A 26,464-nucleotide genomic window follows, 5' to 3' on the forward strand; every position below is an offset into this window, starting at 1 on the left:
TAGCGGACTTTGCGTAAACCTTTGTGAACTTTGTGGTTAATTTTTTTTTGCCACACATTAAAAGATTTTAAAAATTTGATTCTCTCGCAAAGTCGCTAAGACGTCAAGTTTAAAAACTTAGAAAAGAAAAAAACTTAGCGACTCTGCGACTTTGCGAGATTATATCACTCTTATATTAAAAACATACTAAAATGAACAAATACAATCATAAATTAATCATCATTATACTGATTATTGCCAGTATATGGAGTTCGTGCAAGATCACGAAGCCCTATGCTAAACCCGAAACATCAGTAATGTATCGAGAAAAAGAAAGCATCGATACAACAACTATAGCCACTATGAAATGGTCGGAATTATTTACAGATCCTGCTTTACAACAACTTATTTCGGATGGATTGGCGGCAAATCTGGATTTAAAGATTGCAGTAGAACGTATCAATCAATCGGCGGTGAATGTTAAGTTGAGTAAAGCCACTTTTCTGCCTTCGGTAAATGGGAATTTATCGGTTAAAGAATCCAGATTGGCTTTCCCGCAAGGGTTTGGACTTTTCGATCAGTCGACACAATACGATTTGGGAATTACTGCCGGATGGGAAATTGATGTTTGGGGTAAATTAAAAAGTGCTAAGAAAAGTGCATTAGCAAATTTCTTGGCTACAGATGCTGCCAAACGCGCTGTTCAAACTCAATTGATCGCCAATATTGCCAATTCGTATTATGAGTTATTAATTTTGGATGAGCAATTAAAAGTGCTTAAAAAGACAGCCAAAAACAGAGAAACCGATGCTGAGACGATCAAAGTGCTTTTCGAAAATTCGATTATTAATGGAGTTGCCGTTGTTCAGAGCGAAGCCAACTTTTATGAAGCAGAATTAGCCATTCCGGATATCGAACAAAAAATAACCGAAACCGAACATACTTTATGTGTGCTTCTGGCAAAATCACCAACTAAAATCGAACGTAGTGCTCTCGAAAAGCAAAAACTTACCTACGATCTTAAAATTGGAGTTCCGATGCAGCTTCTTTCCAATCGTCCGGATGTGCAACAAGCCGAATATAATTTTAGAGCGGCATTTGAAGAAAGCAATGTGGCAAGAGCTTATTTTTATCCTGCTTTGACCATCAGCGGAGCGGCTGGTTTTTCGAGTTTCGGACTAAAAGACTGGTTTACAAACGGAGGACTTTTTGCTAATATCGCCGGAGGACTTACGCAGCCCATCTTCAATAAAGGAATCAACAAAGGAAGATTAGCAACTGCACTATCTTTACAAAAAGAAGCGCTTTATAATTTTGAATTTTCGATGCTAAAAGCAAGTGAGGAAGTTTCGAATGCCTTGTCAAAATACGATAACGCCGCTTTAAAAGAAGAAAAAAGGAAAAAACAATTAGAAGCTTTATTGAAAGCAGTTGAGTTTAATAAAGAATTACTGAACAATTCGACAACCAATTATACAGATGTATTGACGGCTGAACAAAACCTATTAAATGCACAATTAAGAGGAATTGAAGATCAAAGTCAAAAGCTGCATGCTGTTGTCAATTTATACCGCGCGCTTGGCGGAGGCTGGAACTAAAAAGTTTAAAATTTCAGGAAATAATAAAGCCCAATCTGTTACGATTGGGCTTTGATTTTTTTATTAATTAGCCGATTTTAAATTATCGCCATCTTTACCATGAAGTCTTCTAAAAACTAATCCGGACAGAATAGTCAAAAAACCTACGACAAGAAATGTATATCGAAAAGCATTGTGAATTTCGTTATGAATGAGCTTTGTGTCCCCCTGAAAAACTTTAAGTACCAAAAGTCCAAAAGCAATTCCGAAACCAATAGCCAGTTGCTGATTGACAGAAACTAACGAATTGCCGCTACTGGTATGATATACCCTTAAATCGGCAATAGAAATAGAATTCATCGAGGTAAATTGTATCGAGTTAAAGAAACCCAATACCGCAATAATAGGGACATACCAATAAAAAGAAGTATGAATGGACGGAATGGCCAATGCACAGATTAATACTCCAATAATAAAAGTATTCACCATTAAGGTTTTTCTATAACCGTAAGTATTTAAAATTTTAATTACAGCCGATTTTCCAAACATCGCAGTAAGAGCCATGGGCGCCACAATCCATCCTGAAGTTACTGCCGATTGTCCGTAAGCAATCTGAATCATCATAGGCAACAGCAACGGAATCGAACTAAAACCCAGACGCGTTGCCAGATTACCTACTATCCCTACGCGAAAAGTTCTTACCTGAAATAAATTTAAAGGAAAAAGAGGATTGTTGTCTGTCACGGCATGTCTATAATACCAATACAACATTAAAAATCCGGACATTAATACCAATAAAACCGGTGTTACGCGAACGGTATTGCCAAATAATTCTAAAGAAATAGACAAAAGGAGGGAAGCCGCAGCAAAAATCAGGAAACCTTTTAAGTCAAAATCGATAATGGGAGATTTATAGTCAGGCATATACTTTAGGCTTAACAGAATACCAATAATCCCAAACGGAATGTTGATAAGGAAAATCCAGTGCCAGGATAAATAATCGACCATATAACCACCAACCAAAGGACCTAATACAGGACCTATCAAGGCAGGGATAATGGCAAAATTCATTGCTTTTAATAATTCTTTTTTAGGAAATGTTCTAATGAGCGCCAATTTACCTACGGGTGTCATTAAACTTCCTCCAATTCCCTGAATAACACGCGAAAAAATCAAATGGCTTAAATTCTGCGAAAGCGAACAAAACAAAGACCCGATACTGAATAGCAATAAAGCAAAAATAAATACTTTCTTCGTTCCAAATTTATCCGATAAAAAGCCGCTAACCGGCATAAAAAGCGCAAGAGTTAATACATAACTAATGATGGCATTTTGCATATCAAGCGGCGATTCGTGCAGATCTTTGGCGATAGCCGTTATCGACGTATTTAAAATAGTTGAATCGAGCATTTGCATAAAGATCGAAGTCGCCAAAATAATGGGTAATACTTTTTTGGTGGTTTCAATGTTTAGTTCAGCAGGGTTTGCGTTCATATTTTTAAAACTTTTTCTTTTTTGTATCCTTTTCTACACATAAAATCCATGTTTCTATGTGTTTAAATTGTACTTAACGTAATTAATGATTATAGAAATTTGCTTTTAAAAACGGTCAATTTTTCTCTTGTCATTTCGTTTATGGCATATGAAATTCCGCCCATGCCAATACCCGAAGAATCCCTTCCTCCAAATGGCATCCAATCGACTCTAAATGCCGTATGATCATTAACCATAACTGCAGTCGCGTTTAATTTTTTTACAGTATCTAAAGCAATATCTATATTTTTTGTAAAAACGGCTGCCTGAAAATGAACATCAAGTGCATTGGCTCTTTCGATAGCTTCATCACGATCTGTATACGAATAAATACAAACAACCGGACCAAAGATTTCGGTAGTCGAAACTTTTGAATCCTCTGATGGATTAAACAAAACTGTAGGCTCAAAGAAAGTGTCGGAAATTCTTTTTCCGCCGCTTATTAGTTTCGCTCCTTTTTCAATTGCTTCATTCACCCATTCTTCGACACGATCGACTTCTTTTGGTGTAATAAGCGGACCTACATCTGTCTTTTGATCTAACGGATTTCCTGTAATTAGTTTATTGGTGGCCGCTGCAAATTCTTCAATAAAACGCTCAGCAATCTCCTGATTGACATATACTCGCTGAACCGAAACGCAAACTTGTCCGGCGTGATAAAAACCTCCTTTTACCAGAGTAGGAATCATTTCGCTAAAATCAGCATCACTTTCAACAATAACTGGAGCAGCTCCGCCATGTTCTAAAGCACATCTTGTTCCCGGAGATAATTTACTTTTTAAGTACCATCCTACTTTTGCCGAACCAATGAAAGAGAAAAAGTTAATTCTCGGATCTGTCACCAGTAACTCTGCAGCTTCATTATCACATAAAATGATTTGAAGCCATCCATCAGGCAATCCTGCTTCTTTTAAAATATGGGCAAGAGCCAAACTTGATAGAGGAGTTGCTGTTGCGGGTTTAAAAATTATGGGACAGCCGGCAGCAATTGCCGTAACGATTTGGTGAACTGCTAAATTTAACGGATGATTAAAAGCACTAACGGCCGCGACAATTCCGATAGGTTCTTTTGATGTAAAAGCGATTCTGTTTAAAGAAGCCTCGGTAAGTCCCATTGGTATTTGTTCTCCTTTTATTTGAGAAATATGTTCTGCTGCTAATTTCACACCTTTAATTGCCCGAAGTACCTCAGCTTTAGAATCCTGATAGGGCTTTCCGCCTTCTCGTATGGCGGTATCTAATAATTCCTCGATTCGATCAGTCATTATTGAAGCTGTTTTTTCTAATATTTCGATTCTTTTATAAGCCGGAATCCACTTCGATTGATCTGTAAATAAGTTTTGGGCGGTATTAAGTATATTGTCAATCTCATTTTTACTGATCAAGGGTAATTCTTTAATAAAACTTTGATCATAAGGAGATGTTATTTCTGCAGTCATTTTCATAATATTTTATTTTAAACGACTCAGTATAAAACAAATTCAGGTTTGAAAGAATTGCTTTTACAGAGCCATTGTAGTGTATTTAATCTAAAGTTAATTAAATTAATCCTCATAATTATGAAAAAAGCACAATAGGTTATTGAATTTAACTTGATATTAATGTTGTCTTTTAAAATATACAAAGAGTAATTACAAGTATTAATTTCAAGATAGAGCCTTTGTCAGAGCAATAGAAATTTCGTTAACTTTGAATTTACGAAAATAAAACATTCATGAAAATGGAAAAAATTGAACACATCAATTACATCAAATCGCCTATTGCAGCTGTTTATAAAACACTTACCACACAACAAGGACTTGGTGCTGTCTGGACAACAGAATTGATTGTAAAACCGGAGGTAGGTTTTGTCAATGAGTTTAATTTCGGTGATAATGATAACACAAAAATGAAAATAGTAGAATTATCTCCAAACAAAAGAATCCTATGGGAATGCACAGATTCTGACCCGGAATGGATTGGTACAAAAATTTCATTTGATCTTAAGGAAAAAGACGGAGTAACGTCAGTTGTTCTCAAACATTTTGATTGGCGTGAATTGACCGAGTTTTACCAATGGTGCAATTACAATTGGGCAATGTTTCTGTTAAGTCTTAAAAGTCATTGTGAAGATGGCGAAGGAACACCTTATCAAAAACGAAAGTTTTAGTTTTTTTAGATTGTGTTCCATCGTGCAATTTGTGGTAGAAAAACTCGCAAACTTTATTTTTTTACACCTTAAAAATCAATTTCTTTTTATAGAAAACCCATAATATGAAAGACCAAAAAACAGCATAAATAAGTGCGTAAGCCAATGATGCACTCAAAGGATTTTCGAAACAAGGCGCAATCCCAAATTTGTAAATGGAGGTTTGAAGGCTGATTTGTTCCGAAGCTGCCTCAGGATTCTGAATCTTGATCGAACCTAAAACTCTTGGGATTATTCCTGAAAAGAAAAACACAATCATAGGATTTACACCCCATATCAAAAATAGTTTTGTCCATTTTGTATAATTGGCAACATCTATTATATAATACAATATCGTCAAACATATTGTGGCGATTCCTGCGGTGTACAAAACATATGAACTTGTCCAAAGCGATTTATTGATTGGAAAAAAGGTATGCCAGAGTAAACCCAGAATCAATAAAGAAACTCCGGCGATGGCTAATTTTTTTACAATTTCGATTTTGGTGATTTGCAGGTTTAATATTTGACCAATAAACATTCCTATGATTCCGGTTCCAATGGCTGGTAAAGTACTCAAAATTCCTTCAGGATCCCAGGTTTTACTAGAAGCCCATAAATGTCCGTTTAAAAGTAAATTGTCTAACCACGCAGCCAGATTGGTTCCTTTGTCGAAATTGGCAGGACCAAACCCCGGAACCGGAACAAAAGCCATCAAAAGCCAGTAAATCAATAAAATCAAAGCGGCAACTATAAGTTGTGTTTTCAGGTTTGTTTTTAAATATAAAATAGAAGTAAAGAAATAAACAATTCCTATTCGTTGTAGCACTCCAGGAATTCTTACGTCTTCAAAAGCTTCGATTCCGCTATAGGCTAAGGATATTAAAATCGCAAAAATCCCTACTGCGAGATAGGTTTTCACTTTTAAAGTAAAGTTGCCTAAAAGGGCATAAGCCACTGCAAAAGTGATCAGTAATCTCAGGATTAATAACGGAATTCCTTCTAAACCAAATAATTGGAATCGGGTGAAAAAAGCCAGAAAAAATCCTAAACAGAAAATACGCAATGACCGAACTATAATTTTATTAAAAACAGCTGCATCAAAATGTTTTACAGGCATTGCAAACGGAATAGCGGTTCCCATTATAAAAACAAAAAACGGAAATACTAAATCGGTAGGAGTACAGCCATGCCATTCTGCGTGTTCTAAAGGCGGATAAATAGAGGTCCAGCTTCCCGGGTTATTGACAATGGTCATCAATAAAATGGTAAATCCTCTAAATACATCTAGTGAAATTAAACGTTCTTTTGTCATGGGTTGTGGTTGTTTTTGGTTTCGTTAATTTATCTGAATGAGAAATTTTTATGTTAGGTTTAATTTTTAATTCGGAAAAGAAATTTTACCCATCGATACGGATGGGATTCTCTTTCTTAGTCCAAAATCAGAAGTGCCTCCGGAAACGGTTTCATTGGCTAAAATGGCAAATAATATGGCTTCTTTTGCATCGCCTGAAATGCCTAGAACATCAGTATTTTCAAAAGTACAAGGCAATAATTCTTTTAGCCAACCCACTAATAATGGGTTATGCGCGCCTCCGCCTGACATATAAATGGTGAAAGTTTCAGGAGAATAGGTTGTATTGTTGATGGACGAATGTATGGCTTCGGCAATGGTTTCAGCGCTGAATCGGGTTAAGGTGGCGAGCAAATCTTCGATAGTAATATTTTCGGTTTGGCTTTGGTTTTGCGCTTTTCGGACATATTCGATACTAAAAAGTTCCGGACCTGTAGTTTTAGGGAAAGGTTTAGCAAAGAATTCATCTCCTTTTAAAGCTTTTAAAAGAGCAGCATTTACGTTGCCTTGTTTGGCAATTTCGGCATCTTTATCATAAGCTTTCTCAGGAAAATGAAGTCTCGTAAACGCATCAATTAAGGTATTTCCTGTTCCTGTATCGGTCACAAAAACTTCTTCGGGATTATGGCTTGATGATAAATATGTAAAATTAGCAATACCACCCATATTGAGCATAATGCGGTTTTCATCTTTTTTACTAAACAAAAAATAATCTCCGTAAACGGCCAATGGTGCTCCTTCGCCGCCTGCAGCAAGGTGTTTTTGCCTGAAATCAGAAATGGTTATAATTCCGGTTTTTACGGCAATATGATCTCCGTCGCCAATTTGTAAAGTACCGTTTGGAAATTTTTCCTGCTGATGCAAAATCTTCGGCGCATGAAAAACGGTTTGTCCGTGCGAAGCCACCAGATCAATTTTTTCAGCCGGAATTTTCCAATGGTTCAAACGATCTAAGATAATATTAGCATGAAGAATCCCGATCCATTCATTTAGTAAAACCAAATGCTGAAAATCGATTGTTGGTTTTGCAAATACATTTCGGATTTCTGATTTTACTCCTTCAGAATAATCAACGGTATCAAATTGAATTAACTGAACTTCGGTATTTTCGCCTGAACCTGAAATTTCGCATAAAGCCACGTCCAAACCATCCAATGAAGTACCGGACATTAATCCGATAATGGTTCGTGATGGTTTTTGGGCAATTTTATACAGTGATTCCAGATTTGCGTTCATGATATTGTTTTTTTATAAATAAAATTATTCTTCTTTGGCTATAATTTTTTTAACCATATAAGGAATATAAGAACATATTAGTTTTGTTCAAACATTTAAATGAACTTACATTTCTTATATGGTTAATTATAGTTTTTTACTTCACCATAATAGCTTCCTGAATAATTTGCTGAATTTCTTCTCTAATTTTTCCTTTGGCTAATTTATTCTCGTCGCCATTTACTCCGGGATAGGTTCTGTTGGATAAAAATACATAAACAATTTCTGTTTCAGGATCTACCCAGGCGATGTTTCCTGTAAATCCGGTATGACCAAAACTAGACGGAGAAACACAAGCACAAGTTGGGCCATCTTTGCCTATTCTTTTATCAAAACCTAAACCTCTTTGAACGCCTTTATCGGCATAATAACAAGTATTGAAGGCATCAAATGTTTGTGGCGAAAAATACTCTTTATTACCGTAATTTCCTTTTTGCAAATACAATTGCATCATTTTGGCAACATCCATCGCATTAGAGAAAATTCCTGCGTGACCAGCAACTCCGCCTTCCATAGCTGCTGCCATATCGTGTACATAACCCTGAATAACCTGATGTCTGAAATACGTATCAATTTCGGTAGGGGCAATGTTATTTTTGTCAAATTTATCTAACGGATTGTAAAGCGTATTGTTCATCCCTAGTGTGTTGTAAAAATTCTGCTTACTCAGGTCTTGCAGCTTTTTATGCGTTTTTCTTTCCAGATATTCTTTTAGGATGATAAAAGTGAAATCACTGTATTTGTATTCTTTTTTAAGGGATAACGGACTATCGGCAATGATTTTCATGATCGTATCGTGATAATCATTTCGAATATAAAGATTGTCTGCCACTTTTGTGGTAAAACCAGTTTCGGCTATTTTTCGATAATATTTTTCAGAAGGATTATTATTGCTGTCTAAGGTTGCTTTGTAAAACGGAATCCAGGCCTGAAGTCCGGCATAATGCGTTAGTAAATCCTTGAAGATGATATTTTCCTTGTTTGTTTTGGCAAAAAACGGTACCATATCTTTTAATTTGGTATCGAGATTCACTTTTTCTTTATCATACAATTGCATCACATTGGGCAATGTAGATATCATTTTCGAAATCGAAGCGACATCATATAAATCTGTGTTGGTCACTTTTTTTCCGTTGTCATACGTTTGATTTCCATATGATTTCTGAAAAATAACACTTCCTTTTCGCGCTACTAAAACCTGCATTCCCGGTGCCATTTTTCCATCAATTGCTTTTTGTGCCACAGCATCGATTTTTGATAGAATAGCAGGATTCATATTCACATTTTCCGCAGCGGTAAAAGCAAGACGATTTAATTTTTCGGTCATCAGTCCATCATTTACGCTGAAAGAAGTATTGATGGATACTGGCAGTTTTCCTTTGGCTTCGATGGCTCCAAAAAGTAATTCGGCTGAAACTACCTGACTGATATCTGAATTTTGATATGAAACCACCAGACCTTCAATATCATCAAAATCGGTAATTGACAATAGGGAATAAGGTTTGGCAAAAATGTCTAGAATTACGTCGTTGTGCTTCGCAATTTCTTTTAGCCAAAGCAGTTCTGTTAATGTAAATTCTTGTTTTTCCCAGGGTTTATTTACTTTATGAAAACTGATAATCACCTTGTCAAACTTTCTTAATTCCTTGTTCAGGCTGTCAAGATTGGTGTCTTTAACTTCTATTATTTCGGTATATTTTTTTAATGTAGAAATAAAAGTACTATTCGTATCATCGCCTAATTTTACGTAAGCAATTTTTTGATCGAGTTCTTTTATCGGAAGTATTTCCTTTTCATTTTTTAAAACAGTAACCGCGTTTTCATACAATTGATAATGCAGCGCATCATTTTGTGACGGGTTAAGATCAGGATAAATGTTCGCCATATCAATAGGCTTGTACGTGTTTAATCCTGCTTTGAATTTATAATGCAATATTTTTTTTACCGAATGTGCAAGACGTTCTTCGGTAATCACATTTTCAGTATAAGCTGCTTCTAATTTTTGAACGGCTACGGGAACATTTTCCGGACAAAGTAAAACATCATTTCCGGCAAGAATTACCGCAATTTCTAAATCACCGGGACCTTTAAAATTACTGGCACCTTTCATGGCTAAACCATCGGTAAAAATCAAACCTTGGAAACCTAATTCTTTCTGAAGCAGGTTCGTAACCACATTGTAAGAAGCCGAAGAAGGAAGATTTGGGATTGGCTCTAAACTGGGAATATTAAGATGCCCCACCATAACGGATACTAAACCTTCATCAAATATTCTTTTGTACGGATATAATTCTATTTGCTCCAGTCTTTCTTTCGAAAAATTAACCAAAGGCAAAGCATGATGCGAATCTGTTGCGGTATCTCCGTGTCCCGGGAAATGTTTTCCGGTGCTGAAAACGCCCTGACTCTGAACGCCTCTCATTAAAGCAATGGCTTTGTTGGCTACATTGACTTTATCTTCGCCAAAAGAACGATTGCCAATAATTGGATTTTTAGGATTGGTATTAATGTCTAAAACCGGAGCAAAATTAAAATGGATTCCGATTCGCTTATTTTCATTGGCCATATTTCGACCCACTTTTTCAATTAAATTCAAATCCTGAATCGCGCCCAAAGTCATGTTCCAAGGATATCGGTAAGTAGAATCCAATCGCATTGCCAATCCCCATTCGGCATCAATTCCTACAAATAAAGGCACTTTTACTTTCGATTGGTAAAGATTGGTCAATTTGGCCTGACGAACCGGCCCGCCCTGAAAAAAAATTACTCCGCCTACTTTATATTCCTGAACTAATTTTTTGACTTCGTTTACGTGAACCGAATCTTTATTAGAATAAGCCGAAATCATAAACAACTGACCTACTTTTTCACGGAGCGACATTTTGCTGTAAATGCTGTCGACCCAGGCAGTTTCTTTGTCAGAGTCTTTAAAAAAAGTCTTTTTCTCGGATGTTTTTGGAGCGGTGTAAACGACTGTATCTTTGGTAACGGGATCTGTTTTTAAATCTTTAATTGTATTGTCTTTTTTAGAAACGCCACAATTGGTGATTAAAAATAAAAATGAAGCGCAAAGGCTGATTTTTATGATGTAATCTTTCATGTTTATTATTTTTTGTGCAATTGAAACCTATCTAAAAAGTTTCAATTGATTAATCAATAGGGTTGTGTTTTTAAGGTGGTTTTAAAAACTTATTTTTTCTGTGCTGCGGGAACTAGTCAGGTATAATCCTAAATAAGTGATAAGTCCGTTGAGTACGATTAATTCATTATCAAAAACATATCCTGCAAATAATGCTGCTGAATTTTCATTTAGTAAATACGTAAAGAAAGGCGATAATAAGCAAATTACGGGAACAAATTTATCTTTTACATGTCTTGATTTCTGGAACAATCCAAAAGCGTATAATCCTAATAATGGACCGTAAGTATAAGAAGCCACTTTGAAGATCATACCCACTACTGAACTATCGTTGATCGAGTTGAAAATAAGGATCACAAAGAAAATCAGGGCAGAGAAACTAATGTGAACCAAATGTCTGGTACGAACGGTGTTTTTCTTGCTGTTTTCGGCTTTGTCCATTCCTAGAAAATCAACGCAAAAAGAGGTTGTTAAGGCTGTTAATGCCGAATCTGTTGTGGCAAATGTGGCTGCAATGATTCCTAATAAAAATACGATTGCCGGAATTGTAGCCAAATGGTTCAGTGCGATTTCCGGAAAAAGTAAATCGGTTCTTGGTTTGCCGGTAACTAGATCCGTTGGGATCGCGATGCCGTTTTTGTTGGCATAGATATAAAGTAAAGCTCCAACACTTAGAAAGAAAATGTTGATCACAACAAAGATTCCCGTAAAGGTGAACATGTTTTTTTGTGCTTCGCCAATGTTTTTACAGCTCAGGTTTTTTTGCATTAAATCCTGATCCAATCCTGTCATGGCAATGGTTACAAACATTCCTCCTAAAATTTGTTTTACAAAATGAAACTTACTTCCCAGAAAATCATCAAAGAAAAATATTTTAGAATAATTGCTGTTTTTTACTTCTTCGAAAGCGCCAATAGCACTTAAATCCATACGGTCGCAAATGAAATAAATGGTAAGAAAAACAGATGTTACCAGGAAAAATGTTTGTAAAGTATCGGTTATGATAATCGTTTTTAGTCCGCCTCTGTAGGTATACGAAAAAATAAGTACCAAAGAAATCAGGACTGTAAAGGCAAACGGAATATGATAAAAATCAAATACAAAACGCTGCAATACAATAACCACTAAATAAAGCCTGAATGCAGAGCTAACGGTTCTGCTGATCAGGAAAATAGAAGCAGCAGTTTTATAGCTGTAAAAGCCCATTCTTTGTTCGATATAACCATAAATCGAGGTTAAATTCATTCGGTAATACAACGGCAGTAATAATTTGGTAATTACTATAAATCCCATTGCATTACCCAAAACGAATTGAAAATATTTGAATTGTTCACCACTTGGCGCACCCACTTCTCCGGGAACAGAGATAAAAGTTACTCCGGAAAGGGCAGTTCCTATCATTCCAAAAGCAACCAGATACCATTTTGAGTTTTTATTGGCGGTAAAAAAAGCGTCATTTCCGCCATCTTTTCTGCTCACTCTGTGCGAGATGTAGAATAATGTTCCGAAATAAATGATGATAAGGAGGAGTATGGTACTTGGTGTCATGGTATAGTTTTGGTGGTTGGTTCTTAATGAATTTTGGTGAATCAAAAGTGAATCAAAGATGAATAAAACGGTTGATTAAACCTAACAGGTTTTTAAAACCTGTTAGGTTTCTTTGATAAAAATCAAGCCTATAAATCTATTAAATATTTTTGATTCGTTGGCGGTTTTTAGTTTTCCTGATTTTTGCTTTGAGACAGTAAAACAGCTCTTACGCTTTTGTGTTTTTGCAGTAATTCTTCGGCTACGTCATATTCAATTCCAAGTTCTTCCATAATCATTTTGATGCCGCGTTTTACCAGTTTTTCGTTAGAAAGCTGCATATCGACCATTTTGTTGCCTTTTACTTTCCCTAGTTTAATCATTACTGATGTAGAGATCATGTTTAATGTTAGTTTTTGGGCTGTTCCGGCTTTCATTCTGGTGCTTCCGGTAAGGAATTCAGGCCCTACGATTAATTCGATAGGATAATCTGCTTCCTGAGCAATAAGTCCGTTACTAATGCAGGAAATACTTCCTGTTTTGATATTGTGTTCTTTTGCTTTTTGCAAAGCGCCTAAAACATAAGGTGTATTTCCCGAAGCAGCAATTCCTATGATAAAATCTAAACTTGAAATTTCAAATTTAGCCAGATCTTTCCATGCTTGCTCGGTGTTGTCTTCGGCATTTTCTACGGCTTTTCTAATGGCAGTATCTCCACCGGCAATAATTCCGATAATCATATCATGCGGCACACCAAAAGTTGGCGGACATTCTGATGCATCCAGGATTCCAATTCGTCCGGAAGTTCCGGCTCCAATATAAAATAATCGACCGCCCAGCTGCATTTTTTTTACAATGGCCTTAACCAGTTTTTCGATTTTAGGAATCTGCTCGTCGATAATATGCGGTACTTTTTTGTCCTCTGTATTGATATTGGTAAGAAGTTCTTTAACGCTCATTTGATCCAAGTCTTTGTACAAAGATTCTTGTTCAGTTTCAGGATTTTTATTTTTCATTTTTCTTTTTTTGATTTTTGAAACCAAAGTTGTTCGAATAACCGGTTTCGATATTTTGCAATTTAGTTGGTTGTATTTTTACTCGTTGGGCTTATTTTTTTAACACATAGAAACATAGTTTATTATTTAAAAAAAAGACGTTTCACTTATTTTAAAATACACATAAGAACTATGTGGGAAAAACAGTTTTTTAATAGAGCAGGTAAGCCTTTCTCATTTTTTTGAAAGCTTCTAAATCCTTCTGCCAGCTCCTTCTTATTTCATTTTCTGAAACTCCGCTTTCTATTTGTTGCTGTAATTTTTTTGTTCCGGCAAGTTTGGTGAAAAACGGATTGAAGAATTTCGTTTTATCGCTGGTATTTTGATAGGCTTTTATGAGCCATTTAAGTTCTAATTGCGTGAGTTTTGGGTAAGAAGTTAAATCTTCTCCAAAACATTCTTTTCCGTTATAAAGCGGATCTTTGGCTCCAAAATTTGGTTTTGGCGTAAAGCTGAAATTCGTTTTCTTTAAAAAAGGAGAACCATAAATCTGAAATTGTTTTTCGGTTCCGCGTCCCATACTTACGTTGGTTCCTTCAAAAAGGCATAAACTTGCGTATAAGTTAATCGATTGGTCATTAGGTAAATTTGGTGAGGGTTTTGCCAGTAAACTGTATGGCATCTCTCTTTTGTAATCTACACAAGGAATAACAGTTAGTTTGCATTGAACGGCATTTTTTAACCATTTCTCGCCATTGATCATTTTCGAATATTCTCCAATTGTCATCCCGTGAAGTAACGGAATAGGGTGCATGCCTACAAAACTGGTGAATTCTTTTTCTAAAAGTGGTCCGTCTACAATACCGCCATTTGGGTTAGGTCTGTCCAGAACAATAAGCGGAATTCCGTTTTCTGCACAAGCTTCCATTACATAATGCAACGAAGAAATATAAGTATAAAAACGTGCACCAACATCCTGCAAATCGAATATCATAACATCGATTCCGGCCAATTGTGCCGCTTTTGGTTTTTTATTGTCTCCGTAAAGAGAGATGATAGGTAACCCTGTTTTAGGATCTTTTCCGTCTACTACATGTTCTCCTGCATCGGCAGTTCCTCTAAATCCGTGTTCAGGTGCAAAGATGGTCTGTAGAGCCACTTTTTTTTCTAATAAAAAATCTACTACATGTTTTTTATCCGATAAAATTCCGGTTTGATTCGTAACGATTCCTACTTTTTTATCTTTTAATAAAGGCAAATATTTTTCAAAATTATCAGCTCCGGTTTTAATGGAAGGGGCTGTAATTTGGTGAGGATTATTTTTTGCAGCTTTTTGAAATGAATTGGAATAAGACGGTGTGTAAATTATAGAAGTTACTACAAAGATACTTTTTGCTATGAATTTTATCATTTTAAATTACAGTTTAGTAGTGAGAAGACAAAAATTGACTCAATAAAATTATATTATTATTTGATTGGTATTGTATGTTTTTTTGATTTGATGATCTAGTGTGGTATTCTGGAGAGGATGTCTATGATTTTTAGACCTGTGTTTTATTTTCGTCAGTTTCTTTTATGTCTTTTTTACAAAGAAATAATTTTAAAATACTACCTCTGGTTTTAGTGCCCAGAGGTAGTGTATTATTTATGGGTTTAGTAATAGAGAATTACCAGCCCGGGTTTTGTTTTAATGTAACACCTTGAGCTTTATATAAATCAATATCATTGGTTGGGATATTCATTAAATAATGTTTTGGTTCAAAGGTTCTTGTACTTGCAGGGTAGATTTTTACATATCCGTTACCATCTACTACGGTTTGTGATCCTACAGGAGTACCAATTCTGGCTCCAAGATTTACGTCAGGATTTTTTGATGTATCAAGATAATCTCCTTTTTTCCAACGGTAAATATCAGCTTGTCTTAAAGTAGTCCAGCTCATAAATTCTATTTGACGCTCACGACGTACTTCCCAGATTAGCGGACTAACAACACCAGAGATTTGCTCTAAAGCTGAGGTTCTTCTTGGGTCATTGATCACTACATTTCCTGCAGAAGCATTGTTTCCGTCAGTAGTCAAAGCGGCAATTCCTGCACGTGCACGTACTTTATTGATCGAAATATCAAGATCATTGTTGGTTGCTGTACCCAATTCAGCACAAGCTTCGGCGTAGTTTAAATATACTTCGCTTAGTGTAAATATTGGCGCATCAGTATAATTACGTCCTCCTGTAGTAACATCAGGGCCTGTTGTAGCAGGATTGTTGTACAATTCGAATACATAACCTGACATCGAAACTAAAGCGGTTGTACCAAAAGGTTTTCCTTTGTAACCGTAGTTGGCAGGGTTTACAGTTTTACCAAAACGCGGATCTCTGTTAGCAAAAGTTTTAGTTACGTTATCATCACCGGTATACTGAGCGTTTCCGGCTTGTTGAATTGGTAATCCGTTTGTCGTTACATAACTGTCAGCAGCCCATTTTGTTAAACCGTATTGAATAGTCGATGTATTGGTGTAGTTTTGAAGAGAGTGCATCAATACGTTTGTTAAATAACGTTTTGTAAGTATCACTTCTGTATTTCCAAGTAATTCAACTGAATTGTAAAGCGATTTCCAGTCGGCGTTTAATTTATAAGCCGGATTGTTCATTACGGCTAGTGAAGCTACTTTTGCTTTGTTAAGATAAGCACTTCCGTCCTGACCTAAATGGTATTTTCTATACGTTCCTTCATATAAACATGCATTACTTAAAGCAGCATAAGCCGTGTATTTATTTACAGTAGCATTTTTATCGTCTGAAACAAGCATGAGGTTTGCAGCCTCTTCTAAGTCTGCAATTACTTTGTCCATAATTTCTGCTCTTGGCATTGCCGGAGCATAAACTGCAGGATCTGCCTGAACTAAGTATTTATCAGTATACGGAACATCTCCCATTTTTTGCACTAAACGAAAGTAAGTATACGCTCTAAAGAATTTAGCTACTCCAATATAATGGTTCTTTTTCTCTGCAGACATGCTCACCGTTGGTACTTTCTCCAGCATCAAATTACAACGACGAATAAGTGTATAATATTCATTCCATGAATAAATATTTGTAGTGGCTGCAGTAACCGGCATTTGATAAAAAGTAAATGCTGATAAATTATCATCTACTTTGTAATCACTTCCGTGATAATAGAAAAAAGAAAGTCCGATTGTTGTACCATTTCCGTAGCCATAAAAAGTATCATAATTAAGCCATGAAAATGTTTTTACATTATCTTCCGATTGCCAAAAGTTTTCATTTGTAAATTTATCTGCAGGATCATCTGTTAAATAATCTGAACAACTAACCGCCGTTGTTGCTACTAAAGCTGTAGCAAACATCAGCAGAAATTTTGATTTTATATTTGAATTTTTCATTTTAAAAGTTTTGAATGGTTAGTATTAAAAAGCAAGCTCAACACCAAAAGAGATTGTTTTGGTATAAGGATAAGCTCTTCCCCAGAACACCTCTGCTTCATCGATTTCAGGGTCAACAGGAAGACGTTTGTCTGCCCAGGTAACTAAGTTTTCGCCTGATGCATAAATTCTTACTTTCTCTAAGCGCGCTCTTTTTACTAAATCTTTTGAGAGTGAATATCCAAGAGTAACATTTTTTAGACGGAAATAAGACATGTCTAATAAATATCTTGTAGAGGTAACAAAGTTGTTTGAACCTGAAGTACCTGAACCAAGAGTATTCGCCTCATTTCCATAATATGGGTTTGGCCAGTAAGCCTGAGTGTTTTCTGGTGTCCAGTAATCAGCCTGGTTAGCATACATTTGCTGAGGCGCGCGATAGAAAGGCAAAACAACATCTGAAGCAGCCCAGTAATCACGTTTTCCAACTCCCTGGAAGAAACCAGAAACATCAAATCCGCGGTATTTTCCACCTAATGTAATACCGTATTTATAACGTGGCGTTGTATTACCAATTTTTTTCAAATCTCCGTGATCGTCTGCAGTTCCGGCACCACGACTGATAACTCCGTCACCGTCAAGATCTACATAATGAACATCTCCTGCTCCATATTTAAAGTTACCCACCATTGTTTTAGAGTAATCAACACCATTTACTGTTTTACCATTATTGGTAATTACGTCATCAGCCTGAAGAAGTCTGTCGCTGGTTAAACCCCAGATTTGTCCAATTTCGAATCCGTCATAATAAGGATATGTAGTAGGAGTAACTAAACCTAATAATTTAGAAGTGTTGTTCCATTTTGTAATTACAGATTTATAATCAGATAAAGCTACATCAACAAATACAGAAGCATTTTCGCTTAAGTTTTTATTAAAGTTCAAAGACAATTCCCATCCTCTTGTTCTCATGTTTCCTGAGTTGGTTTGAGCTGCATTTTGACCAAATGAACCAGGAAGTGTTATACCAGGAGCCAACATCCCTTTTGTATCACGTTGGTACCAGTCAAACGAAGCACCAAGCATATCTAATATTTTAATATCGATACCTACATCTTTTGTGTATACTTTTTCCCAAGTTAATGCAGGATCAACGTTAGTTGGTAAACCTGTAGACGGAGGCAATGTAGAACCGCTATTTACCCATGAAGGGTTAGTAGAGTTCATGATCGATAAGAAAGCATTGTTTCCTACGTTTTGATTTCCGATTGCACCAATAGAACCACGAATTTTAAGGTCGTTTAACCAACCACGTGTGCTTTCCATGAATTTTTCATTCACAATTTTATATCCTACAGAAGCAGAAGGGAAGAATCCCCATTGTTCGTTTGTAGGGAATTTTGAAGAACCATCGTAACGTGCATTCAATTCTAATAAATAAATTCCGTTGTAATCATAGTTAATACGAGCAAAGAAACCTGCGATAGAATAGGTTGTTTCTGCCGGATTAAGTGATGTATTTGCAGATCCTGAAACAAATTGTTCTCCAACTGCAAGATTAAATTCTGGTTTTGATTTGTCTAAAAGTGTATTTCTTCGGGCATAATTACGAGAGAAATCCTGCCACTCAGAGTTAAAACCTCCTAAAACTTTAAAACTATGTTTGTCTATTTGTTTTTTGTAGTTAGCATAAATATTAACAACATTGGTAATAGATTCTGATTTAGATTGCGCTACATAATCATTTCCGGCTTCAAGAGTTGCAGGAATTGCAGTTTGAATTGTTGTAGCATCGTATGGCATAGCAGACCAGCTGTCCCATGCTAAGAATTTACCACCATTTTGTTTTCTGTTGTACGTTTCAGTTACACTGCTAACCTCAGCAATTACATTAAAATCTTTTGTAATATCTGCAGTAAATTTACCACTTAACCTGTTATTGCGCTTAACGTTTTCATTTCTTGATGCATTAGCTAAATATCCTCCTGCAGTACGGAAATTATACCCTCTGTATGTTCCAAAGTTCGGGAAATACTGTCCCCAACGAAGTGCATATCCAAAATAACCTGTATAAAGTGGATCATCAGTACCAGCACCACCATAGTAGTTAAATGGCTGGTCGTATGTACTGTTAATAGTCATTACTTTGAAATCACCCGTAAGCCAGTCAGCCAATTTTGTAGTAAATCCTAAGTTGATGTTTGTTCTTTGTCTTTGTTCCTGATTTACTCTTAACATACCTTCCTGATTAGTAAAAGCAAATGAAGCAAAGAACGAACTTTTATCTCCTAAGTTACCTTGCGCAGAAAGATTGTGAGTAGTCTGGAGCGCATTTTTTGCATACAATTCTTTGTTATTATCCCAAACTCTGTAGAAATACGGTGTACCATTTTTAATCTCCCAGTCTTCACCATAAACCATTTCATTACTGGTACGATTGTGTGCATATTTTTCTTTCCAGGTTTTAATTCCCTCTAATAAAGTATTGTAGTTTGCACCAAAAATTTCCGGTACAGCACCATCAGTACGTCTTCCTGCAGCAATTAGTCCTGGAATTTCTTCAGTTGGATCTAAGAATTGTAAAGTAGAAATTGGGTTCGTAAACGCCGTATTGGCAGAATAAGAAAATCTTACTTTTCCTTCTCCCGTTTTTCCTCCTTTAGTTGTAATCAATACCACCCCAAAAGCAGCACGCGCACCATAGATAGAAGCCGAAGCAGCATCTTTAAGTACCGTCATGGTGGCAATATCATTTGGGTTAATAAGTGATAAGTCTGTAGGAACTCCATCAACTAATATTAAAGGAGCATCTGAACCATTAATAGTTCCGGCTCCACGTATGTTAATAGTAGCCGCACGATTCATATTTCCCGAGTTAAAACTAACATTTACCCCCGGCGTAGTACCTTGTAAAGCTTTGCTTACATCAGTAAGAGGTCTGCTTCCAATTGTTTTAGCTACATCGATTGAGGCAACAGCTCCGGTTAAGTTTGTTTTTTTCTGAGAAGAGAATCCCACGACAACAACTTCGTCTAGTTTTGAAGTACTCTCAGCAAGAGAAACGTTGATTTTTTGTTGCCCGTCAATTTTTACCACTTGCGTCTCAGATCCCATGTAGCTGAAAACTAAGCTTTGCCCTGGTGAGGCTGGGATACTGTAGTTTCCGTCAAAGTCGGTAGTAGTACCTGTTTTAGTTCCCTGAATAAGGATACTAACCCCTGGTATAGGAAACCCATCCGCTTTGCTTTTTACAGTTCCGGTAATTGTTTTTGTTTGCCCAAATGTTACTTGAATGAACAAAACCAACAATGAAATAAGGAATAATTTTTTCATGATTATTTGGTTTTTTTAATGGTTGTTGAGCAAATATATTTATTTATTGCATATAAATGCAGTATTTTGAATTTTTTTTCGAAAATTAATTCAAATAACGCAAAATAACGCATATTTAAGATGTGAAATCTTTCTGCTTTATAATATTGAACAGAATTATGCAAACTATTGCAGTTTCCTACAAAAGGACAGTTATTCAATTGAAATATTTGATATATTTGTCCTGAATTTTAACTTTTTAAAAACATGCTGAAAGCCGAGAGACATAAGTATATAATGACTAAGCTTATTGAAGAACAGAAAGTTGTCACAACAGATTTGGCTTTGGCTCTGGATTTATCAGAAGATACAATTAGGCGTGATTTAAACGAACTGGACAGTAAAAAGCTACTGGAAAAGGTGTATGGCGGAGCTGTGCAGGTTTCGGAAAAATCCGTTGACGTTTTTAATATCAATATAGCTGCCGAGGAAGAAAAGAAAAAGATCGTGACAAAAGCACTGTCTTTATTACATGACGGACAGGTTATTATAATGAGTGGCGGAAGCACTAATTTAGTTTTTGCAAAGTTGATTCCTTCGGATTTAAAGGCGACAATATATACTTATAGTTTACCAATCGCCATGCAATTATCACAACATCCTAATATCGATTTAATATTTATTGGTGGCAAAATGCAAAAAAATGCAATGGTAACAATAGGTATGGATGTAATTCAGGTCGTATCGAAAATTAAAGCAGATATTTGCTTTATAGGCGCCAGCAGTATTAATATAAAACAAGGTTTGACTGAGATTGGATATGAGATCTCAATTGTCAAAAAAGCGATGATAGAGGCTTCTGACAGGGTTGTGTCGATGTTTTCTTCGGATAAGCTAAATACTAAAATGCCTCATGTGGTTTGCGATTTGAATCTTTTGGATACTATCGTAACCGAATTGGATCCGGAAGATGTAAGACTCGAAGAATACAGAAAATCGGGCGTTTTCATCCTATAATTTAAAATTCAATAATTAATTTTTGCGTTATTTTGCGTTATTTGATTTTTATTTTGTTAAATAACGCAAAATAATGTATTTGTTCTGTTTTTTGTATCTATATTTGTTAAAACTAATTTTTAACTAAGATATATTATGAAAACGAATACTTCTTTGGCTTACGACATTCCCGGGAAATTTGAAGAAACCAGATTTGAAAAAAATCATAACGTAATTTTTGAAAATTCTGTTCAGGGATCAAAAATGGTTGCTCAGGAAATAGCCGAATTAATACGTTCAAAACAAGCAAACAATGAATCTTGTGTTTTAGGACTTGCCACGGGATCATCACCTATAAAAGTATACGAAGAATTGGTGCGCATGCACAAAGAAGATGGCCTTAGTTTTTACAATGTTATCTCTTTTAATCTGGATGAATATTATCCAATGACCAAAGAGAATCGTCAGAGTTACCATTATTTCATGCATCAATATCTTTTTAATCACATCGATATTAAACCGGAAAATGTAAACATTCCTGACGGAACAGTTGCGATCGAAGAACTGAACCAATATTGCGTTGATTACGAATTGAAAATAAAACAAGCCGGCGGACTTGATTTCCAATTATTAGGAATTGGCCGTACCGGACACGTTGGTTTCAACGAACCTGGATCACACATCAATTCAGGAACCAGAATTATTACATTAGATCACATTACCAGGGTCGATGCTTCATCAGATTTTAATGGTATCGATAACGTTCCTAAAAGAGCCATCACAATGGGAGTTTCGACAATTCTGAGATCTAAAAGAATTGTGCTTATGGCCTGGGGGCAAAATAAAGCTTCTATTATAAAGAGAACGATTCAGGGTGAAATAACCTCAGATGTTCCTGCTACTTTTTTACAAAATCATACTAATGCGACCTTTGTATTAGACCAATTTTCTGCATCTGAATTAACCCGATTCGAAACACCATGGTTAGTGGGCGGATGTACCTGGACACAGGAATTAAAAAGCAAAGCCATCGTTTGGCTTTGCAGAGAAACAAAACAATCGATATTAAAACTTACCGACAGAGATTATAACAATAACGGAATGTCGGATCTATTGGCGCAGGAAGGCTCTGCTTATGATTTGAATATTAATATGTTCAACGTATTGCAGCATACCATTACAGGATGGCCAGGTGGAAAACCCAATACCGATGATTCACATCGTCCGGAAAGAGCCAATCCTGCAAAAAAACGAGTAATTCTTTTTAGTCCGCATCCTGATGATGATGTAATTTCGATGGGAGGAACTTTTTCGAAATTAATAAAACAAGGTCATGATGTACATGTTGTATATCAAACTTCAGGAAATATTGCTGTTACAGATGATGAGGCTTTAAAATTTGCAGAGGTTGCCAAAGATTTTTTAGGTGAAGCAGAGGCACAAATCAACTTTAAAGCGGTGATTGATTTTCTGAATAGCAAATCAGAAAACCAGATTGATTCTCTTGAAGTTCGAAAATTAAAAGGGCTTATTAGAAGAAGAGAATCTTACGCAGCAACAAGATATATTGGTCTAAAAGATGAAAATACACACTTTTTAGATCTTCCGTTTTACGAAACCGGACAAGTCAAGAAAAATCCTTTAGGACCTGAAGATATTGCTATTGTAAAAGATATTATCGCCAAGATAAAACCTCATCAGGTATTTGCCGCAGGAGATTTAGCAGATCCACACGGAACGCATGAAGTTTGTCTGAATGCAATTTTTGCTGCCATGAAAGAGCTAAAACCAGAAAAATACATGGATGATTGCTGGTTGTGGTTGTACAGAGGAGCATGGCACGAATGGGATATTCATGAAATTGATATGGCCGTTCCGCTTTCTCCATCAGAAGTACTTTTAAAACGTAGCGCGATTTTATACCATCAATCTCAAAAAGACCGAGTAATGTTTCAAGGTAATGACTCAAGAGAATTCTGGGTGAGAGCCGAAGACCGTAATAAAAATACTGCCATTTTATATGATGATTTAGGATTGGCAGAATACGAAGCAATCGAAGCTTTTAAACGTTTTGATTATTAGTAATTTCTGAAAAGTTAACCTTTTTCAGTGATAAACCTGACGGGTTTTCAAAACCCGTCAGGTTTAAATAACACAATCAAAATAAACTTTTAAAATTACCAACCAAAAGCAAACCAACCAATAAAATGTCCAGTCTTCTCCAATTACAGCAATTATCTGATTCATTAGAAGGAACTCTTTTTTATGACGAACTTCATAAAAAGTTATACGCTACTGATGCTTCTGCTTATAGAATTATGCCTCAGGCAGTGGCAATCCCAAAATCAGAAGAAGATATTGTGAAGATCATTCGCTTTGCGGCAAAAAACAAAATTTCGATAACACCCAGAACTGCCGGAACATCTTTGGCAGGACAAACAGTAGGAAACGGAATAATTGTAGATGTTTCTAAGCATTTTACCAAGATTGTTTCTTTTGATGCCGAAAAGAAAACCATAACGGTTCAGCCCGGAGTAATTCGCGATGAACTGAATTTATATCTCAAACCACACGGATTGTTTTTTAGTCCAACTACCTCAACAACAAATAGATGTATGATTGGTGGAATGGTCGGTAATAATTCATCTGGAACAACTTCGATACGTTATGGGGTTACCCGAGATAAAATTGTAGAGATAAAAGCGGTTTTGAGTGACGGAAGTACTGCCATTTTTAAGGATTTGTCTTCGGAGGAATTCATGGAAAAAACCAAAGGAGATTCTTTAGAAAGTAAAATTTATAAAACGATTTTCGAGGAACTTTCGAACAAAAAAAATCAGGAAGAAATTAAAAATGAATTTCCAAAACCTGAAATCCACAGACGAAATACAGGTTATGCGATTGATGCATTATTAAAATCAGAATTATTTTCAGGAACAGAAAACACCATCAATTTAGGAAAACTACTTTGCGGAAGCGAAGGAACACTGGCATTTACAACCGAAATTACATTAAAAGTAGATGATTTACCGCCAACAAACAATATCATGGTTGTGGCGCATTTTCATACCATTCAGGAAAGTTTAGAAGCGGTTGTAACAGCCATGAAACATCATTTGTATACGTGCGAAATGATGGATGATACGATTTTAGATTGTACCAAAACCAATAGGGAACAGGCTAAAAACCGATTTTTTATTGTGGGAGAACCAAAAGCAGTTATCATGCTTGAAGTAGGATCTCATATCAGCATGGAAGATGCGGAGTTGCAAGCCGACGCTTTGATTAAAGATCTTGAAGCTAATAATTTTGGATATGCTTTGCCTAAAATTTACGGAGCCGATATTGATAAAGTAAATGATGTTCGAAAAGCAGGTTTGGGACTTTTAGGAAGTATTGTTGGCGATGATAAAGCAGCCGATTCAATCGAAGATACAGCGGTTGAACTAAGTGATCTACCCAATTATATTGCTGATTTTGCTGCCATGATGGAAAGACACGGACAAAGCGCGATTTATTACGCACATGCCGGAGCCGGAGAATTGCATTTACGTCCGAAGATCAATTTAAAAACAAAAGAAGGATTACACCAGTTTAGAAATATTTCTACGGAAGTGGCTCATTTGGTGAAAAAATACAGAGGTTCGTTAAGCGGTGAACATGGCGACGGAATTTTGCGTGGAGAGTTTTTGCCTTTTATGATTGGGGATAAAAACTATGAACTGCTGAAACGAATAAAAAAAGCATTTGATCCCAACACAATTTTAAACGTTGGGAAAATTGTAAATGCTTCTAAAATGGATGAAAATCTTCGTTTTGAAGCCGGCAGGGAAGAACCGGAAATAAAAACCATTCAGGATTTTTCAGACAGTATGGGCATTTTGCGTGCCGCCGAAAAATGCAATGGTTCTGGTGATTGCAGGAAATTACCATCGGCAGGAGGGACTTTGTGTCCGAGTTACCGCGCTACCCGAAACGAAAAAGATACTACTCGCGCCAGAGCTAATGCCCTGAGAGAATATCTGACACATTCAGAAAAAGATAACAAATTTGATCATGAAGAATTATACAAGGTATTTGAGTTGTGCGTAAGCTGTAAAGCCTGTGCCAGCGAATGTCCGAGTAATGTAGATGTGGCGACTTTAAAATCGGAGTTTTTGTACCAATATCAAAAAGCAAACGGATTTTCTGTTCGAAATAAAATCTTTGCTTTCAATTCAAAACTCAATAAGTTAGGAAGCATTGCGCCTTCTATGACCAATTTTGTGGCCAATTTGCCTTTGGTTAAAAAAAGTATGGGTATTGCTCCTAAAAGACAGGTTCCTTTATTGGCGCAGACCACTTTTAGAAAATGGTACGAAAAAAATAAAAAATCAGCTGGAAATAAGTTATTTGAAAACGGAAAAGTATATCTTTTCTGTGATGAATTTACCAATTATTATGATGTTTCGGTAGGGATTGATGCGTATGAATTACTAACCAAAATAGGTTATGAAGTAATTGTAATTGATCATGAAGAAAGCGGAAGAGCTTTTATATCGAAAGGTTTTCTGGAAGAAGCGCAGGATATTGCCAATAAAAATGTGGCTATTTTCAAGGATTTAATTAATGAGAATACTCCATTAATCGGAATAGAGCCTTCGGCTATATTGACTTTTAGGGACGAATACATTCGACTGGCCTATGATAAGGAAGCTGCCGAAAAATTATCAAAAAATACCTTTACAATCGAAGAATTCTTTAAAAGAGAAATAACAAACGGAAAAATACATTCAGGACAATTTTCGGATACAGAGAAAACAATAAAAATTCACGGACATTGTCATCAAAAGTCATTAAGTACTACCGAAGCTTCATTTGCCATGCTGAATCTGCCTAAAAACAGTTCGGTTACCATTTATAATTCAGGTTGTTGTGGTATGGCGGGATCATTTGGTTACGAAAAAGAGCATTATGAAATTAGTATGCAAATGGGCGAAGATACGCTGTTTCCAAAAATTCGTTCCACCGAAGCTACAACAGCAATTGCCGCTGCAGGAACAAGCTGCAGACACCAGATTTTTGACGGAACCAATAGAAAAGCCATGCATCCGGTCACTATTTTAAGAGATTGCTTGAAATAATTTCCAGAGTTTTAAATTAAGCTTAATTTATCTTTTTACCATTAAGAGATTAAGTAATCTAAGCTTTATGAATTGAATATCTTAATGGTAAAAAAAGAAACTTATTT

Annotated in this window: 15 protein-coding genes; 5 read left to right on the forward strand and 10 right to left on the reverse strand. The window is 36.0% G+C overall.

Annotated features, from left to right (window positions below):
• Positions 1-191 precede the first annotated feature (191 nt).
• Positions 192-1,577, forward strand: coding sequence for an efflux transporter outer membrane subunit (locus GIY83_RS01330; protein WP_208684174.1), 1,386 nt, complete (start codon positions 192-194; stop codon positions 1,575-1,577).
• Positions 1,578-1,640: 63 nt separating this feature from the next.
• On the opposite strand, the gene GIY83_RS01335 is transcribed toward GIY83_RS01330, so the two are convergent.
• Together GIY83_RS01335 and GIY83_RS01340 are read right to left on the reverse strand one after the other, a co-directional pair.
• Positions 1,641-3,050: an MFS transporter gene (locus tag GIY83_RS01335; RefSeq protein ID WP_208684176.1), complete on the reverse strand. Its 1,410-nt coding sequence runs from the start codon at positions 3,048-3,050 to the stop codon at positions 1,641-1,643.
• Positions 3,051-3,139: 89 nt separating this feature from the next.
• Positions 3,140-4,534 (reverse strand): aldehyde dehydrogenase family protein, encoded by a 1,395-nt coding sequence (locus GIY83_RS01340; RefSeq protein ID WP_229029183.1) that lies wholly within the window; start codon positions 4,532-4,534, stop codon positions 3,140-3,142.
• Positions 4,535-4,803: 269 nt separating this feature from the next.
• Between GIY83_RS01340 and GIY83_RS01345 the strand changes: the two genes are divergently transcribed.
• The gene (locus GIY83_RS01345) at positions 4,804-5,238 is read left to right on the forward strand and encodes an SRPBCC domain-containing protein (RefSeq protein ID WP_229029184.1); all 435 of its coding nucleotides are present in this window, start codon (positions 4,804-4,806) and stop codon (positions 5,236-5,238) included.
• 61 nt (positions 5,239-5,299) lie between these two features.
• Here the strand turns inward: GIY83_RS01345 and GIY83_RS01350 are convergent, their stop codons facing one another.
• The 8 genes from GIY83_RS01350 to GIY83_RS01385 form a co-directional block, all read right to left on the reverse strand.
• Complete coding sequence (locus tag GIY83_RS01350; RefSeq protein ID WP_208684180.1) at positions 5,300-6,571, reverse strand: acyltransferase family protein; 1,272 nt, start codon at positions 6,569-6,571, stop codon at positions 5,300-5,302.
• A 66-nt stretch (positions 6,572-6,637) separates the two neighbouring features.
• Positions 6,638-7,846, reverse strand: a complete 1,209-nt coding sequence (locus tag GIY83_RS01355; protein ID WP_208684182.1) for an anhydro-N-acetylmuramic acid kinase — start codon at positions 7,844-7,846, stop codon at positions 6,638-6,640.
• Positions 7,847-7,982: 136 nt separating this feature from the next.
• Positions 7,983-10,985, reverse strand: coding sequence for a glycoside hydrolase family 3 N-terminal domain-containing protein (locus GIY83_RS01360; protein WP_208684184.1), 3,003 nt, complete (start codon positions 10,983-10,985; stop codon positions 7,983-7,985).
• 81 nt (positions 10,986-11,066) lie between these two features.
• Positions 11,067-12,572: a sodium:solute symporter gene (locus GIY83_RS01365; RefSeq protein ID WP_208684186.1), complete on the reverse strand. Its 1,506-nt coding sequence runs from the start codon at positions 12,570-12,572 to the stop codon at positions 11,067-11,069.
• 167 nt (positions 12,573-12,739) lie between these two features.
• Entirely contained in the window at positions 12,740-13,567 is an 828-nt protein-coding gene (gene murQ, locus GIY83_RS01370) for an N-acetylmuramic acid 6-phosphate etherase (protein WP_208684188.1), read from the reverse strand.
• A 190-nt stretch (positions 13,568-13,757) separates the two neighbouring features.
• Positions 13,758-14,957 (reverse strand): exo-beta-N-acetylmuramidase NamZ domain-containing protein, encoded by a 1,200-nt coding sequence (locus GIY83_RS01375; RefSeq protein ID WP_208684195.1) that lies wholly within the window; start codon positions 14,955-14,957, stop codon positions 13,758-13,760.
• A gap of 256 nt (positions 14,958-15,213) precedes the next feature.
• A complete protein-coding gene (locus tag GIY83_RS01380) occupies positions 15,214-16,947 on the reverse strand; it encodes a RagB/SusD family nutrient uptake outer membrane protein (RefSeq protein WP_208684203.1) in 1,734 nt (577 codons plus the stop codon).
• A gap of 24 nt (positions 16,948-16,971) precedes the next feature.
• Positions 16,972-20,259: a TonB-dependent receptor gene (locus GIY83_RS01385; protein ID WP_208684205.1), complete on the reverse strand. Its 3,288-nt coding sequence runs from the start codon at positions 20,257-20,259 to the stop codon at positions 16,972-16,974.
• A 246-nt stretch (positions 20,260-20,505) separates the two neighbouring features.
• On the opposite strand from GIY83_RS01385, the gene GIY83_RS01390 reads away from it, so the two are divergent.
• The 3 genes from GIY83_RS01390 to GIY83_RS01400 all read left to right on the forward strand — a co-directional run bounded on the left by GIY83_RS01390 (position 20,506) and on the right by GIY83_RS01400 (position 26,357).
• Positions 20,506-21,255, forward strand: a complete 750-nt coding sequence (locus tag GIY83_RS01390) for a DeoR/GlpR family DNA-binding transcription regulator (RefSeq protein WP_194615636.1) — start codon at positions 20,506-20,508, stop codon at positions 21,253-21,255.
• A 135-nt stretch (positions 21,256-21,390) separates the two neighbouring features.
• Entirely contained in the window at positions 21,391-23,316 is a 1,926-nt protein-coding gene (nagB, locus tag GIY83_RS01395) for a glucosamine-6-phosphate deaminase (protein ID WP_208684207.1), read from the forward strand.
• A 125-nt stretch (positions 23,317-23,441) separates the two neighbouring features.
• On the forward strand, positions 23,442-26,357 hold the full coding sequence (locus GIY83_RS01400) for an FAD-binding and (Fe-S)-binding domain-containing protein (protein WP_208684209.1): 2,916 nt from the start codon (positions 23,442-23,444) through the stop codon (positions 26,355-26,357).
• Positions 26,358-26,464: the final 107 nt, after the last annotated feature.

The sequence above is a fragment of the Flavobacterium sp. SLB02 genome (genome assembly GCF_009664855.1).
Lineage (GTDB): Bacteria > Bacteroidota > Bacteroidia > Flavobacteriales > Flavobacteriaceae > Flavobacterium.